Source organism: Micromonospora sp. DT46 (assembly GCF_049841735.1).
GTDB classification, from domain to species: Bacteria; Actinomycetota; Actinomycetes; order Mycobacteriales; family Micromonosporaceae; genus Micromonospora; species Micromonospora reichwaldensis.
In genome coordinates, this window is sequence record NZ_JBNCKW010000003.1 from 320,305 (window position 1) to 335,289 (window position 14,985).

16 protein-coding genes are annotated in these 14,985 nt (G+C 74.8%); 12 read left to right on the plus strand and 4 right to left on the minus strand.

What is annotated here, in order from left to right; translation table 11 throughout:
- Window positions 1-46 precede the first annotated feature (46 nt).
- From ACLQ20_RS09355 to ACLQ20_RS09370, 4 genes are all read left to right on the plus strand, one after another.
- Window positions 47-1,861 (plus strand): ABC transporter ATP-binding protein, encoded by a 1,815-nt coding sequence (locus tag ACLQ20_RS09355; RefSeq protein WP_425855028.1) that lies wholly within the window; start codon window positions 47-49, stop codon window positions 1,859-1,861.
- A 97-nt stretch (window positions 1,862-1,958) separates the two neighbouring features.
- Window positions 1,959-4,250, plus strand: a complete 2,292-nt coding sequence (secA2, locus tag ACLQ20_RS09360; RefSeq protein ID WP_151457510.1) for an accessory Sec system translocase SecA2 — start codon at window positions 1,959-1,961, stop codon at window positions 4,248-4,250.
- Window positions 4,251-4,433: 183 nt separating this feature from the next.
- Window positions 4,434-5,174: a GAF and ANTAR domain-containing protein gene (locus ACLQ20_RS09365; protein ID WP_151457511.1), complete on the plus strand. Its 741-nt coding sequence runs from the start codon at window positions 4,434-4,436 to the stop codon at window positions 5,172-5,174.
- 166 nt (window positions 5,175-5,340) lie between these two features.
- Complete coding sequence (locus ACLQ20_RS09370; RefSeq protein WP_425855031.1) at window positions 5,341-5,844, plus strand: DUF2231 domain-containing protein; 504 nt, start codon at window positions 5,341-5,343, stop codon at window positions 5,842-5,844.
- A 187-nt stretch (window positions 5,845-6,031) separates the two neighbouring features.
- On the opposite strand, the gene ACLQ20_RS09375 is transcribed toward ACLQ20_RS09370, so the two are convergent.
- Together ACLQ20_RS09375 and ACLQ20_RS09380 are read right to left on the minus strand one after the other, a co-directional pair.
- The gene (locus tag ACLQ20_RS09375) at window positions 6,032-6,991 is read right to left on the minus strand and encodes a DUF3500 domain-containing protein (protein ID WP_358119691.1); all 960 of its coding nucleotides are present in this window, start codon (window positions 6,989-6,991) and stop codon (window positions 6,032-6,034) included.
- Window positions 6,992-7,036: 45 nt separating this feature from the next.
- A complete protein-coding gene (locus tag ACLQ20_RS09380; RefSeq protein WP_151457759.1) occupies window positions 7,037-7,435 on the minus strand; it encodes an ankyrin repeat domain-containing protein in 399 nt (132 codons plus the stop codon).
- A gap of 165 nt (window positions 7,436-7,600) precedes the next feature.
- Between ACLQ20_RS09380 and ACLQ20_RS09385 the strand changes: the two genes are divergently transcribed.
- From ACLQ20_RS09385 to ACLQ20_RS09420, 8 genes are all read left to right on the plus strand, one after another.
- On the plus strand, window positions 7,601-8,056 hold the full coding sequence (locus tag ACLQ20_RS09385) for a cysteine dioxygenase (protein WP_151457758.1): 456 nt from the start codon (window positions 7,601-7,603) through the stop codon (window positions 8,054-8,056).
- 110 nt (window positions 8,057-8,166) lie between these two features.
- On the plus strand, window positions 8,167-8,661 hold the full coding sequence (locus ACLQ20_RS09390; RefSeq protein WP_327028137.1) for a rhodanese-like domain-containing protein: 495 nt from the start codon (window positions 8,167-8,169) through the stop codon (window positions 8,659-8,661).
- 47 nt (window positions 8,662-8,708) lie between these two features.
- Complete coding sequence (locus ACLQ20_RS09395) at window positions 8,709-9,263, plus strand: winged helix-turn-helix domain-containing protein (RefSeq protein ID WP_425855033.1); 555 nt, start codon at window positions 8,709-8,711, stop codon at window positions 9,261-9,263.
- A gap of 388 nt (window positions 9,264-9,651) precedes the next feature.
- Complete coding sequence (locus ACLQ20_RS09400) at window positions 9,652-10,254, plus strand: winged helix-turn-helix domain-containing protein (protein ID WP_151454317.1); 603 nt, start codon at window positions 9,652-9,654, stop codon at window positions 10,252-10,254.
- 148 nt (window positions 10,255-10,402) lie between these two features.
- A complete protein-coding gene (locus ACLQ20_RS09405) occupies window positions 10,403-11,041 on the plus strand; it encodes a uridine kinase (RefSeq protein ID WP_132237939.1) in 639 nt (212 codons plus the stop codon).
- Between the two features lie 162 nt (window positions 11,042-11,203).
- Window positions 11,204-11,602: a TraR/DksA family transcriptional regulator gene (locus ACLQ20_RS09410; protein WP_089000644.1), complete on the plus strand. Its 399-nt coding sequence runs from the start codon at window positions 11,204-11,206 to the stop codon at window positions 11,600-11,602.
- A gap of 48 nt (window positions 11,603-11,650) precedes the next feature.
- Entirely contained in the window at window positions 11,651-12,523 is an 873-nt protein-coding gene (locus ACLQ20_RS09415; protein ID WP_425855036.1) for a DUF72 domain-containing protein, read from the plus strand.
- Window positions 12,524-12,824: 301 nt separating this feature from the next.
- Window positions 12,825-13,253, plus strand: a complete 429-nt coding sequence (locus ACLQ20_RS09420; protein WP_151454315.1) for a DUF2267 domain-containing protein — start codon at window positions 12,825-12,827, stop codon at window positions 13,251-13,253.
- Between the two features lie 57 nt (window positions 13,254-13,310).
- Here ACLQ20_RS09420 and ACLQ20_RS09425 read toward each other — a convergent pair whose 3' ends face one another.
- The gene (locus ACLQ20_RS09425) at window positions 13,311-14,120 is read right to left on the minus strand and encodes a DUF72 domain-containing protein (RefSeq protein ID WP_358119675.1); all 810 of its coding nucleotides are present in this window, start codon (window positions 14,118-14,120) and stop codon (window positions 13,311-13,313) included.
- Window positions 14,121-14,130: 10 nt separating this feature from the next.
- Window positions 14,131-14,910, minus strand: a complete 780-nt coding sequence (locus tag ACLQ20_RS09430; protein ID WP_327028141.1) for a PIG-L deacetylase family protein — start codon at window positions 14,908-14,910, stop codon at window positions 14,131-14,133.
- Window positions 14,911-14,985 lie beyond the last annotated feature (75 nt).

A 14,985-nucleotide genomic window follows, 5' to 3' on the forward strand; every position in this document is an offset into this window, starting at 1 on the left:
CGCGTCGCCCCCCGGGCGGATGGCGCGGCCCGATACCGTGCCAGCCATGACCGCCGCCGCTCCCGTGACGACCCCCGACGACCCCGTGCCGACCGCCGCCGGCGGTTCGGGCGCCCCCGTGGACGACCGGCGGATCGGCCTGGCCGCCCTGCTGCCGTACCTGCGCGCCCACCGCGGCACCCTCGCCGTGGTGGGCGCGCTGTCGCTGGCCGGCGCGGCGGCGTCACTGGCACAACCGCTGCTCACCCGCTCGGTGCTGGACGGGCTCTCCGGCAGCCGATCGGTGGCCGGCCTGGTCGCGGCGCTGGTCGCCCTGGTGCTGGTGGCCGCGGCGATCGGCGGGGTGCGGGACTACCTGCTGCAACGCACCGCGGAGGGGGTCGTGCTGGGCACCCGGCGGCGGCTGGCCGGCCACCTGCTGCGGCTGCCGATCGCCGAGTACGACCGCCGCCGCACCGGCGACCTGCTCTCCCGCGTCGGCTCGGACACCACCCTGCTGCGCGCGGTGGTCACCTCCGGCCTGTTCGAGGTCGTCACCGGCGCCGTGATGGTGCTCGGCGCGGGGGGCGCGATGGTCCTGCTCGACCCGGTGCTGTTCGGGGTGACCCTGCTCGGGGTGGCCGCCGGCATCGGCATCGCCGTCGCCTTCGCCCACCGGGTGCGGGGCCTGGCCCGCGCCGCCCAGGAACGCGTCGGCGAGATGACCTCGGCGGTGGAACGCGCCATCTCCGCCGCCCGGACGATCCGGGCGGCGCGGGCGGAGCGGCGCGAGGCCGACGCGATCGGCGTCAGCGCCGCGCGGGCGTACGCGGCGGGCCTGCGGGTGGCCCGGGTGCAGGCGTTCGTCGGCCCGGCTAGCAGCGTCACCATCCAGGGGGCGTTCCTGCTGGTCCTCGGGGTGGGCGGGGCGCGGGTGGCGGCGGGCGCGATCACCGTCGGCGACCTGGTCGCCTTCATCATGTTCCTGTTCTTCCTGGTCCTTCCGCTCGGGCAGGCGGTGCACGCCTACACCCAGTTGCAGACCGGGCTGGGTGCGCTCCAGCGCATCGAGGAGATGCTCGCCGTGCCGGTCGAGGGGGCCGCGGACCGGCCCGCGTCCGTCCCGGCCCGGGCGCTGCCCGGCGGGGCCCCGGCGTCCGTCGAGTTCGACCGGGTGGGCTTCGGCTACCCCGGCGGCCCGCCGGTGCTGCACGAGGTGAGCTTCACCGTGCCGGCCGGCACCCGCACCGCCCTGGTCGGCCCGTCGGGCGCCGGGAAGTCGACGCTGCTGGCGCTGGTCGAGCGCTTCTACGAGGTCACCGAGGGCGCGCTGCGCATCGACGGGGTCGACGTGCGGGACCTGCCCCGCGACGCGCTGCGCGCCCGGATCGGCTACGTCGAGCAGTCCGCGCCCGTGCTGGCCGGCACGCTGCGGGAGAACCTCCTGATCAGCGCGCCGGAGGCCACCGAGGCCCGGCTGCGCGCGGTGCTCGACGAGGTCAACCTCGGCCACCTCGCCGAGCGCGCTCCCGAGGGGTTGGACGTGCAGGTGGGCGAGGGCGGGGTGCTGCTCTCCGGCGGCGAGCGGCAGCGGCTGGCGATCGCCCGCGCCCTGCTGGCCGGACCGCCGGTGCTGCTGCTCGACGAGCCGACCAGCAACCTCGACGCCCGCAACGAGGCCGCGCTGCGCCGGGCCATCGACGCGGTCGCCGCCCGGCGCACCCTGCTGATCGTGGCGCACCGCCTCTCCACCGTCGTCGACGCCGACCAGATCGTGGTGCTCGACGGCGGCCGGGTGGCGGCCACCGGCACCCACGACGAGCTGACCGGGACCAGCCCGCTCTACCGTGAGCTGGCCACGCACCAGCTCCTGGTGAGCTGAGCGGTCCACGACCGCGACCCGCCCGGCGACGACACCCGCGCGGCGGCGCGCCGGGCGGGCCGCCAACGCGGGCTCCGGTCGCGTACCGTTGCCGCTCATGGGTGTGTCGCAACGCTTGAAGACCAGGTTCCGCCGGTTCCTCCAGCGCCCGGGGACGACGGTCGACCTGGGGCCGCTGGAGAAGCTGCTGCCGGCCGTCGAGGCGCGCGAGGACGAGCTGTCGGCGCTCGACGACGCCGAGCTGACCGAGGCCGCCGGCAAGGCCACGGGCTACGAGGAGATCTGCGCGATCGGCCGCGAGGCCGCCCGCCGCGGCCTCGACCAGCGGCCGTACGACGTGCAGCTGCTGGGCGCGATGGCGCTGCTCTCGGGCAAGGTCGCCGAGATGGCCACCGGTGAGGGCAAGACGCTCACCGCGACCATCGCCGCCTACGGGCACGTCCGGCTGGGCAACGGCCCGGTGCACGTGCTCACCGTCAACGACTACCTGGCCCGGCGCGACGCCCTCTGGATGGAGCCGGTCTACAAGCTGCTCGGCCTGAGCGTCGGCTGGGTCAACGAGGCGTCCACCCCGCAGGAGCGGCGCGACGCGTACGCCTGCGACGTCACCTACGTCTCGGTCAGCGAGGCCGGCTTCGACTACCTGCGCGACCAGCTCGTCACGGACGTGGAGGACCGGGTGCAGCCGCCGCTGCGCACGGCGATCGTCGACGAGGCCGACTCGATCCTCATCGACGAGGCCCGGGTGCCGATGGTCCTCGCCGGCTCGGTCGCCGGCGAGCAGGACCCGGTGCACGCCGCCGCCGCGCAGGTGCGGGGCCTGCGCAAGGGCAAGCACTACACGGTGGCCGAGGACGGCCGCAGTGTCGCCTTCACCGCCGCCGGCCTGGCCGCCGTCGAGGCCAAGCTCGGCATCGACCTGTACGACGAGGAGCACGTCGCGCAGCTGTCCGCCGTGAACGTGGCGCTGCACGCGCACGCCCTGCTGCACCGCGACGTCGACTACATCGTCCGCGACGGCTCCGTCGAGCTGATCGACGAGATGCGAGGCCGGGTCGCCCAGCGCCGCCGGTGGCCGGACGGGCTCCAGGCGGCCGTGGAGGCCAAGGAGGGCCTCGACGCCACCGCCGAGGGCGAGGTGCTCGGCACGATCGCCGTGCAGGCGTACATCGCGCTCTACCCCAAGGTGTGCGGCATGACGGCGACCGCGGTGCTGGTCGGCGACCAGCTCCGCGAGTTCTTCGGCCTCGAGGTGGCGGTGATCCCGCCGAACACCCCGTGCGTGCGCGAGGACGAGACGGACCGCATCTACGCCACCCGGGCCGAGAAGGAGGAGGCGCTGGTCGACGAGATCAAGCGCCACCACGAGCGCGGGCGGCCGGTGCTGGTCGGCACCCTGGACGTGAAGGAGTCCGAGGGGCTGGCGGCCGGCCTGAACGCCATCGGGGTGCCCTGCGTGGTGCTCAACGCGAAGAACGACGACGAGGAGGCGACGATCATCGCCGAGGCCGGCGCGTACGGCGCGGTGACCGTCTCCACCCAGATGGCCGGCCGGGGCGTCGACATCCGCCTCGGCGGCAGTGACCAGACCGACCGGGACCGGGTCGCCGAGCTGGGCGGCCTCTACGTCATCGGCAGCGGCCGGCACGACAGCCGGCGCGTCGACGACCAGCTGCGCGGCCGGGCCGGGCGGCAGGGCGACCCGGGCGGATCGGTCTTCTTCGTCAGCCTGGAGGACGACCTGGTCGCCCGGCACGCCGGCGACGCCGTTCCCGCCTCGCCCCGGATGAACGCCGACGGCCTGGTCACCGACGACCAGGTCGAGTACGCCGTCGAGCACGCCCAGCGGGTCGCCGAGGGCGTCAACCACGAGATCCACCGCAACACCTGGCGCTACAGCGTCGTCATCGAGCAGCAGCGCAAGGCCCTCGCGGAGCGCCGGGAACGGCTACTGACCAGCGACGTCGCGGCGCTGATGCTGCTGGACCGGGTGCCGGAGAAGGCCGGCGAGATGGACGAGGACCTGCTCGCCCGGGTCGCCCGCTCAATCGCCCTCTACCACCTCGACCGGCTCTGGACGGACCACCTCGCGGAGCTCTCCGAGGTGCGCGAGGGTGTGCACCTGCGCGCCCTGGGTCGGCTCGACCCGCTGGACGAGTTCCACCGGGCGGCCGTGCCGGCGTTCAACAACCTGATCCCGGAGATCGAGCGGCGGACGATCGAGACCTTCGAGGAGACCGAGTTCACCGACGACTGGGAGCCGGACGAGGCGAAGCTGGTGCGGCCGAGCGCGACCTGGACGTACCTCGTGCACGACAACCCGTTCGGCTCGGAGCTGGACCGGTTGATCGCCTCGGTGGGGCGGCGGCTCAGCTCCGCGTCGCGCTGACGCTCCGGGCCCCTTCCGGCGCCTTCGGGCACCGGAAGGGGCCCCTTTTGCGCCGTTTCGATCCCGGTTTGCGAGGGTAGTAGGCCGGGTCCGAGGAGTCGGGAGAGACCAGACGATGGAACACGTGACGGCGCCGGTCGGCCGTGCGGAAGCACGCCCCGGGACGGTGGGGGCTGTGGAGCGGTGAACCTGGAGATGTGGGACCCGGCGGTGGAGCGGCTCGGTGTCCTGGAGACCGCCGCCCTGCTGCGCGAGCTGACGGCCGCGCTGATCGCGGTCGAGGACTTCGACGAGGCGCTGGACGCGCTGGTGCGTACCGCCCGCGAGGCGGTGGCCGGCGTGAGCTGGTGCGGCTTCACCGCGCTGCGCGCCGGCGAACCGGCCGGGGTGGCGGCCTCCGACGCGCGCCTGGCGGGGCTGGACGACCTGCGGCACGGCCCCGACTCGCCCGCGATGGACGCGATCCGGCGGCGGGAGATGATCCTCTCCGACCGGCTGGACCGCGAGGTGCGCTGGCCGTCCTGGACGCCGCGGGCCCGGGAGTTGGGCGTGCACGGGGTGATCTCCGCGCCGGTCGACGTCGACGAACAGGTGATCGGGGCGATCAACCTGTACGCCGGCCCCGACGACCTGCTCACCCCGGGGCACCAGCTCACCGCGATGCTGCTCGCCGAGCACGCCGGGCTGCTCCTCGCGGCGGTCCGCGACCGGGCGCGCAAGGCGGCCGAGGCCGGGGAACTGGAGCCCTCGGTGCTCGGCGACGGGGTGATCGGCCAGGCGATCGGCGTGATCATGACCCAGCGCGGCTGCGCGGCCGGCGAGGCGCTCGACGTGCTGCGCAGCGCGGCGTCGTCGCTGGACATCCCACTGCGGGAGGTGGCCGACCGGCTGGTCGCCACCGTGTCGCGCCCCCGGGACAACTGAACCCGCCAGCCGGCCGGTGCTGCGGTGACGCCGCGGGCCCTTCGTGGCCGGCGTGACCATCGGGACCTGCGTGACGCTGGTGGCCGGCGGGCCGCGTGTCGTTTCGGCGTACGGGCGCCCGGGTAGCACCCTGGACTGGTGACGTGTGCCTACCTGGGGAGGAACCATGCAGAGCCGGCTGCGGGTGCAGGGGCACCCGATCCAACCGATGCTGGTGACGTTCCCGTTCGGGCTCTTCGTGAGCGCGACCGTGTTCGACCTGACCGACGTGCTCGGCGGGCCGGCCTTCCTCGGTGAGGTGGGCTACTGGACGTCCGTGGCCGCCCTGGTCGCCGCCGCGCTGACCGCCGTGGCCGGCATGATCGACCTGTGGGACGTGCCGGTCGACCGGACCCGGCGCACGGCGGTCACCTTCAACCTGGTGAACGTGGCGATGGCCGCGCTGTTCCTGATCTCCTGCCTCGTCCGCGCGGACGCGCCGCAGCGGGGCGCCTCCGTCGTGCTGCTGCTCACCGAGCTGGTGGCCCTGGGCATCGGCGCCGTCGGCGTCGCGTTGGGCGCCCGGCTGGTACGCCGCTTCGACGCCGGTCGCCGGGCCGAGCCCACCACCTTCGACGCGCTCTCCAGCGCCTCCGACGCCACCGTCGACCTGGCCCACCACCGCCCCTGACCCCCCACCCCTGCCCGCCCCGCCCCGCTCCGTCCGCCCCGCCCCGCCCGCCCCGGCGGCGCCGATCATGCAGCTGTGGTGGCCGGTTGAGGACTGTTCGCCCCTTTCGCGGGGCGCTACAACTGCATGATCGACGAGGCTGGGGGTGGGCGGGGCGGTGCTGGGGGCAGCTAGCGGGGGAGAGGGGCTAGCGGGGGTGGGGGTGGGATTCGGCGTGGTGGGCGGCGAGGACGTCCGCGCCGAAGTCGCTGGCCGGGCGGCGCAGGACGGTGTGCGCGTGGTTGCCGTCGTCGGTGGTGTTGTCGTACTCGATGAGCAGGTCGTCGCCCTGCACGCGGTAGTAGTGGCGCCGGCCGGGCGCCGTCGGGCCGGCCCAGGCGAAGTGCAGCTGCCCGGAGTCCAGCCGGCGCGCCTCCCGGACCGCCAGCTCGGGTGGGAGCCGGTCCAGGTAGAGCGCCACGAGCTGGTCCAGCAGGGCCCGCCCGGTGGGCCCGAGCCGGTCGGCGGGCACCCCGAGCGGCTCCAGCGGCCCGTCCACCCGGGCGCGGGTGGCGCTGATGATGTCCCCGGGCGCCTCGTCGGCGACGATCGCCGCCGTCCGGCCCGCCGGGCCCATCGCGTCGAGCAGGGCGCGGGCCAGGTCCTCCTCCACGCCCAGCGGCCGGGAGACCGGGCGGCCGGCGTACCGGACGGTGGCCGGGTTGGCGCCGAGGAAGATCGGCGCGGGGGAGACCTGGTCGGCCACCACGGTCATGCTCACCGAGAGGTGGTGCCCCTCCAGGCGCCACGCCCAGGCGTCGTCGCGGGCCGGGTCGCCGAAGACTGCCACCCAGTAGTCGCCGCTGTGCCGGCCCCGGCGCCATCCCTCCGCCCGGTCCAGCACCTCCTCCAGCGCGACGATGGCCATCGCCTGGGCGTACGCCGGTGGGCTCAGCGCGGTGGCCAGCAGCCGGTGCGCGGCCTTGCGCCCGGCGCGGTCGAGGTCGGCCAGGCAGACCCCGGGCCGGGGTCGCGGCCGGTACTCGAGCCAGCGGCGGGCCGCCTCGTCGTCGAACCGGTGGGCGGCCTGGGCGCGGGCGGGTTCGTCAAGCGCGGCCAGCAGCGCCGTGGCGGCGGTGCGCATCTGTTCGGGCAGCGGATCCTCCACCGACCCTGTATACCGGGCGCGGACCGGATGCGCCGGGCGTCGGCGTCAGCCGGTCGGCGCGGCCAGCAGCGAGAGCATCTCGGGCAGGTCGAAGAAGCGGGCGGTCTCCACCGCCGACGGGTTGCCGTGGTGCGGGTCGGCCCCGGCGGCGAGCAGCGCCCGGACGGCCTCGGCGCTGCTGCGGAAGGTGGCGGCGGCCAGCGCCGTCTGGCCCCGGTCGTTGGTCCGGGAGTGGTCGGCACCGCGGGCGAGCAGCGCGGCGACGGTCTCGGCGTGGGCGTGGTACGCCGCGAGGATCAGCAGGGTGTCGCCCTTGTCATTGGTCAGGTCGATTGGCAGCCCCGCGTCGACGTAGTCGGCGAGTTCGGCGGTGGCCCCGTCGCGGGCCAGGTCGAACATCCGGTGCGCGAACGCCAGCGTCTCCGCGTCGAGTTCCTCACTCACCGGTCCAGGTTAGTCGGACGCTCCCCTGGTGCGTTGCTCGGCCGGCCTGCCGGGTGGATCCGCCGGTCCGCCGCTGCCGCGTCCCAGCCTCTGGGAATGCCTACTAAACCAATAGGGTTTGCAGCCTATGCTTGGTCGACGCGCCGCCGAACCGCGAGGACCGCCATGCCCGACCGACGCCCACCCGACCTGCTCGCCACCGCCCGGCGGTGGGCCGCCGACCCCGCCCGCTGGCCGGTGCCGCTGCGCTTCGACCCGGTCTCCCGCTGGTACGCCCGGCTCGCGCACGAGACCGACCACGAGGTGTGGGCGCTGAGCTGGCTGCCCGGCCAGGGCACCGATCTGCACGACCACGGTGGCTGCGGCGGCGCGTTCCTGGTCGTCTCCGGAGTCCTGACCGAGGAGACGGTCGGCGGGGGCGTGCTCCGCCCGCACCGGCTGCCGGCCGGGTCCGGGCGTCGCTTCGGCCCGCGGCACGTGCACCTGGTGTCCAACCGGGACGACGAGCCGGCGGTGAGCGTCCACGTCTACCGGCCCGCACTGCGCCGGATGACCAGCTACCGGCTCACCGACGGCCGGCTGCGCGTCGCCGAGGTGGCCGAGGCCGGGGTGGCCTGGTGAGCGCGGCGCCGTCGCGCCCGGGCCGCCCGCGACCCCCTGCGCGCCGCCCGCCCCGCGCCGGCGGCCCGCCGTCGTACGTGCACCGCCAGCAACCAGTGGAGGGAACGACCATGCCGCAGACCGACGACCCGCACGCGTGTCCGGCCCCGGTGGCGCCGCCGGGCTCCCGGGGCATCGACGAGATCCTGGCCGCCGCCCGGGTGCGGCTGGACCGGCTGGACCCGGAGCGCGCACACCTGGCGCACCGGGGCGGGGCCCTGCTGGTGGACATCCGCCCGGCCGCCCAGCGGGCCGCCCACGGCACCGTGCCGGGCTCGCTGGTGATCGAGCGCAACGTGCTGGAGTGGCGGTTCGACCCCCGCTGTCCGGCCCGGCTGCCGCAGGCCGTCGGCTACGACCTGCGGGTGATGGTCATCTGTCAGGAGGGCTACACCTCCTCGCTGGCCGCCGCCGCCCTCCAGGATCTCGGGCTGCGCCACGCCACGGACGTCGTCGGCGGCTTCGTCGCCTGGCGGCTCGCCGGCCTGCCCGTGCTCGGCCCCACCCCGCCGCAGCCCACGTCCACCCCCGCGCCCCCGGTGACCGCCGGTCGGGCGCCGTCCTGACCGTCACGCTCCACCGGGCGTGGCGGCACCGCCGCCCAGGAGGCTCCATGTCCGTCGTCGCCATCCCCACCCGACACCACTCGACCGCGCGCCCCGAGCGGATCGGAGCGGTCCGACCGCGCTCCGCCCCGACCGTCACCATCACCCTCGACCTCGTCCCGGGGCCGGTGAGCCCCCGCCTGGCCCGGCTGCTGGAGCTGATCGGCGAACTCGCCGAGTCGGGGGAGGGGCGGCTGGGTCCCGGCGTCGCCGAGGACCGGCCGGCGGCGCCCCGGCCGGTGCCGGCCGTCGTGGACCCCCAGGCGATCCGGATCGCCACCGGCTCGCGGGTGGTCCACCAGGGCTCCCGCGTGATCCCGCTGACCCGCATCGAGTACGACCTGCTGCTGTTCCTGGCGGAGCAGCCCCGCCGGGTGTTCACCCGGCTCCAGCTGCTGAGCCGGGTGTGGGGCTACGAGCACGCGGTGGCGCGCACCGTCGACGTGCACGTCCGCCGGCTGCGCGCCAAGCTCGACCAGGACATGCCGGTGGTGACCACCGTCTACGGCGTGGGCTACCGCCTCGCCGACGAGGCACGGATCGAGATCGAGCGCAGTCGCTGACGGCGCCACCCGCGCGGCGTGCCCGGCCTTGGGCGCGCCGCGCCGCCGCGTCCGCGTCCGCAGTGTCCCGTCGCCGGTACGCCGCGCGGCACCCCGGTCGCGTGCCCACGGCCGTCCGGAGGGCCGACGCGATCCACGCTGATCCATTCCCGGCGCACCCGCGCCGACCACCGTGAACCGGGCGGGCACCCCCCTATCGGGTCAACCCGGCGGCTCTGCTGTAATCATCAGGCTTCGTACGCAGAGCGAGCATCCGGCTCCGATGCGTTCGTCAATTGTCACATTCATGCAACGCAGCCGCCCCTTGACCCTCGCCCGGGCGCCGGGAAGCATCGATGGAGCGGCGTCCCGGGCCGTGGGGAGATACCCGGACCAGCCAAGGAGGACCATGTCGGTCAGCCCCGCCTCGTCGCGCGCCGGATGGCATACGTCCCAGCCCGCTGTTCCCGGACGACCCCCGGGGGGCCAGCGTCGCCCCGCCAACACCGCCGCACCGATGCTCACGGTGACCCTGAACATCCCGTTGGCATCCGAGGAGTCGCTGACCGCGCCCGCCCGACGGCTGCTGGAGGCCGCCCGGGAGATGCTGGAACGCGGCGAGGGCACCGTCATCACCGCCACCGTCGAACGCCGCCCCGACCCGGTGCCCGCCGGCCGCGCGCCGTCGCGCCCGGTCGCCGCCACCATCCCGACCCTGCACATCCTCGCCTCGTCCCGGTCGGTGCTGCGCGACGGCGAGCCGTTGCCCCTGACCCGGCTGGAGTTCGACCTGCTGCTGCACCTCGTCGCCCACCCCCGCCGGGTCTTCACCCGGTTGCAGCTGCTCAACGCGGTCTGGGGCTACGAGCACGCCGGCGTGCGTACCGTGGACGTGCACGTCCGTCGGCTGCGTGGCAAGGTCGGCGTCGACGTCCCGCTGGTCACCACCGTCTACGGCGTCGGCTACCGGCTCGCCGACGACGCCCGCGTCACCATCGACCGCAACGGCTGACGCCGCCCACCGCGCGAGCACCGTCCACGGCGCGAGCACCGTCCACCGCGCGCGTTCGGCCGCGCGAGCACTGGCCTTACGAGCACCGACCGCGCGGGCGCCGGCCGCCGCGCCCCGTCCGGGGCGGCCGGCGGGGCACCATGGTCGGATGCGGATCCGACCCATCTCCCCGGAGCTGCTCGTCGCCGAGCTGACCGAGCGCCTCGCCGGCACCGACGCCCCCGGCCGGCTGCGGGTGGCCGTCGACGGCGCCCCGGCGGCCGGCCCGGACGAACTCGCCGCCGCGCTGGTCGACCCGCTGCGCGCGCTCGGTCGGCCCGTGCTGCACGTACGCGCCGCCGACTTCCTCCGCCCCGCGTCGGTGCGCCTCGAGTTCGGCCGGACCAACCCCGACGCGTTCTACGAGGGCTGGGTCGACGAGCCGGGGCTGCGGCGGGAGGTGCTCGACCCGGCGGGGCCCGGCGGCTCGGGACGGGTGCTGCCCTCGCTGTGGGACGCCACCACAGACCGGGCCAGCCGCGCCGCGTACGTCGACCTGCCGCCCGGGGGAGTCGTGCTGGTCAGCGGGGCACTGCTGCTCGGCGGGGGCCTGCCCTTCGACGTCACGGTCCACCTGGTGCTCTCCCCGGCAGCCCTGGACCGGCGCACCGACCCCGCGCAGCGGTGGACGCTGCCCGCCTTCGCCCGGTACGCCGACGAGGTCGCACCGGCCTCCTTCGCCGACGTCGTGGTCCGTGCCGACGATCCCCGGCATCCGGCGCTGGTGGAGTCCCCGGTGTCGCCCTGACGCCGTGACACGGCGAAAAGTCGTCGGTTTGACGGTCGACGTGCCGGGGTATTCGCCCGGCTCACAGAGCGCGGGTGATCCGCCCGCGCGCAGACCACCACGGCGCCGGGCGCACCTACCCGGTGCCCCGGCGGATCTTCCAGGCCAGAAAGGCAGGCAGCGATGCTCGTCCACGACACGATCGGTACGGGCCGATCCCAGGCGGAGATCGACCAGATCCGGCGCTCCCTGCAGGCCCGCTACGACGAGCTGTCCGCGGAGTACGAGCAGGCGGTGCTGCAGAGCCAGGTGCTGCGACTGGTGGAGGTGGGTGACACCGCCGGTGACGACCAGGCCGACAGCGGCACCAAGACGGCGGAGCGGGACACCGCGCAGTCCCTGCTGCGGACCATCCTCGACCGCCGCGCCCAGTACGAGCACGCCCTCACCCGGCTGGAGGAGGGCACCTACGGCTTCTGCGAGGGCTGCACCTCGGCGATCCCCGTCGAGCGGCTGGAGATCTTCCCCTCCGCCACCACCTGCGTGCAGTGCAAGCAGAACCGGGAACGTCGGGCGGCCTGATCCCCGCCAGCGGTTGCCGGTCGGTCCGGACCGCGGCGAGGTCGACCGATGGGTGAGATCAAGGTCGGCACCGCCTCCTGGACCGACCGGACCTTGTTGGACTCCGGCTGGTATCCGCAGACCGCCGACACCCCGGAGAAGCGGCTGGCGTACTACGCCCGCCAGTTCCCGCTGGTCGAGGTCGACGCCACCTACTACTCGCCGCCCGCCGAGCGGACGGCGAGGCTGTGGGCCGAGCGCACCCCGGCCGGCTTCACCTTCAACGTCAAGGCGTTCAGCCTGCTCACCGGGCACCCGACCCGGGTCGGCGCGCTCTACAAGGACCTCCGGCCGGACACGGGGAAGAAGAACCTGTACCCGGACGACCTGCCGCCGCAGGCGTACGAGGAGGTGTGGACGCGCTTCCTCGCCGCGCTGGACCCGCTGGTCGAGGCGGGCAAGCTCGGCGCGCTGCTGTTCCAGTTCCCACCCTGGTTCACCATCAGGCGCGACAACAAGCAGTACCTGCTGGAGGTGGCGAAGCGCTGCGCCCCGCTGCGCCCGGTCTACGAGTTCCGGCACGCCTCCTGGTTCGACGGCGACAACGCCGACGAGACCCTCGCCTTCCTGCGCGAGCACCGGCTGGCGTACGTCTGCGTGGACATGCCGCAGGGGCACCGCTCGTCGGTGCCCCCGGTGTTGGCCGCCACCGCGGACCTCGCGGTGGTCCGCTTCCACGGGCACAGCGACAAGTGGACCAGCAAGGACATCCACGAGAAGTTCGGCTACCGCTACGCCGACCGGGAGCTGCGCGACTGGGCGCCGAAGCTGCGCGAGCTGGCCGACTCGACCGGGCAGACCCACGTCCTCTTCAACAACTGCTACCGCGACTTCGCGCAGACCAACGCCGCGACCCTCGCCGGGCTGCTCGACGCGGACTGAGCCGGGCGGTTCACTCCGTCGGGGTGAGGGCCGCTCACCCCGGCGCCACGCAGCATGGACGGTGTGTGCGGCCGACCGTGGCCGCGGCAGGCGACACCACGGAGGTGGGTGGAGATGACGGTTCGGGTGGTCCCGGGTCGACGACGCGGCCCCGTGCTGCACGTCGTCGGGTCGTCCCCCGACGCCCGGTGGGCGCCGCGCCCCGCCCGGGTCGGTCCGACCCGGCAGCCGCGCGGCCCGGTGGGGCCGCCGCGACGTGACGACGACCGACGGTGGGAGACCGACGTACGGGGGTGGACAGATGGCTGAGCAGCTGCATTCCGCGTTCGAGTCCTCGATGGACAAGACCAACATCATCCTCAAGGACATCGAGCAGGCCTACGGCTGGCCCAAGGAGCAACGCAACCAGTCCTACTGCGCGCTGCGCACGGTGCTGCACCTGCTGCGCGACCGGATGCCGGTGCAGGAGAGCGTGGAGTTCGCCGCGCAGCTCCCGGTGCTGGTGCGCGGGATCTACTTCGACGGCTGGAAGCCGTCGGACGTGCCGATCAAGCTCAACCGGGACGACTTCCTGCTGGAGGTCCGGCAGGGCTTCCCGTACGACGTCGAGGGCGGCCCGGAGCGCGTGGTGCAGGTGGTGCTGGACACCCTGCGCCGCCACGTGACCCAGGGCGAGTGGGAGGACGTGAAGGCCACGATGCCCCGGGACATGGCGAACATCCTTCCCTGACGCGCCGCACGTCCGCGACGGTCCGCTCCGCCCCTGGCGGAGCGGACCGCGCGCCGTTCACGCCGGCCCGCTCGGCGCCACTTCTCCCTCGTCCTCGTCGTCGAGGGCCGGGGGCGTCCCGGGTACGCGGCTGACCGACCGGCCGGCCCGGCGGGCGAGCGCGGCGAAGGCGGTCGCGTCGACGATGGCGGCGCCGCCCGGGTCGTTGTTGAAGTAGACGTACGCGGGCTCGTCGTCGCCGAACGCGTCGGCCAGCCGGCGCACCCAGGAGGCCAGCGACGTGCGGCCGTAGCGGGGCCAGGGCTTGGCCCGTCCCTCGTGCAGCCGCAGGTAGCCGAAGTCTGCGGTACGCCAGCGGGGCGCGACGGGCCGGCCGAGCCGGTCCGCCCAGACCAGCGCCGCCCGCCGCCGCTCCAGGACGGCGCGGGTGGCGTCGGTCCACCATGACGGGTGCCGCGGCTCGACCGCGACCCGCACCTCGGCGGGGAAGAGCCGCAGCGTGGCGTCCAGCGCCGCCGGGTCGGCGGGCAGGTTCGGCGGCAGTTGCACCAGCACGGGGCCGAGCCGGTCGCCGAGCGCGGTGGCCCGGCCCAGGAAGCGGGCCACCGGCTCGGCGGGGTCGCGTAGGCGCTTGACGTGGGTGAGGTAGCGGCTCATCTTCACCGCCACGCAGAAGTCGTCGGGGGTACGGGCCCGCCAGGCCGCGAAGGTGTCGCGCTCGGGCAGCCGGTAGAAGGCGTTGTTGACCTCCACCGTGGCGAACCGGGCGGCGAAGTGCTCCAGCCAGAGCCGTTGCGGCAGCCCGGCCGGATAGAAGCGGCCCCGCCAGTCGCGGTACTGCCATCCCGAGGTGCCGAGCAGGATCATCCGCCGTCCCTCACCAGAGGTCGAAGTGGAAGACCTCGAAGGCGGTGCCGTAACGGACGCCCAGTCGGGCGCCGACGGGGCGGCAGAGCCCTTCGAGGAACTCCTCGGGGTCGAAGCTGCCGTCGCCCAGCCCGCTCAGGTACGCGTCGTGCGCCCGCAGCGAGGCCACGCCCCGCGCGAAGGTGTCGGTGACGTCCACCCCGTGTGCGGCGAGGGGCGAGGAGGCGGCCCAGACCTGGCGCACCCCGTTCCACGGCCCGATCCCGTCGACGAGTTGCTCCGGGAACACCCACCGGTTGCCGGCGTCGCGGACGGCGTCCAGCACCGCCCGGCCGGTGGCGATGTGGTCGGCCTGGTTGAGGGCGTACGCACCGTCCCAGGTGTCCCGGAAGTTGTTGGTGACGACGATCTCGGGGCGGTGCCGGCGGACGACCCCGGCCAGGGCGCGACGCAGCGGTACGCCGTACTCCAGGATGCCGTCGGGCAGGCCGAGGAACTCCACGGTCTCCACCCCGACCAGGGCGGCGGACTCGCGTTGCTCCCGCTCCCGCACCTCCCTGGCCCGCGGCGGGGGCATCGCGTCGATGCCTGCCTCGCCGCTGGTGACGAGGCAGTAGACGACCTGTCTGCCCTGCGCCGTCCAGCGGGCGACCGCGGCGGCGGCGCCGAACTCCAGGTCGTCGGGGTGCGCCACGATCGCCAGCGCGCGCTGCCACTGCTCGGTCACCGGTTCCAGCGGGCGCGGTCCGGTCGGCTCGATCATCGCCACCTCCTGCTCGAACAGGACCATCCTGTCACCGTCGGCGTCGCCGCGCCGGGCGGCGCGAACCCCGGTGCCGTCGGCGTCGGACCCGCACCGCGCGCC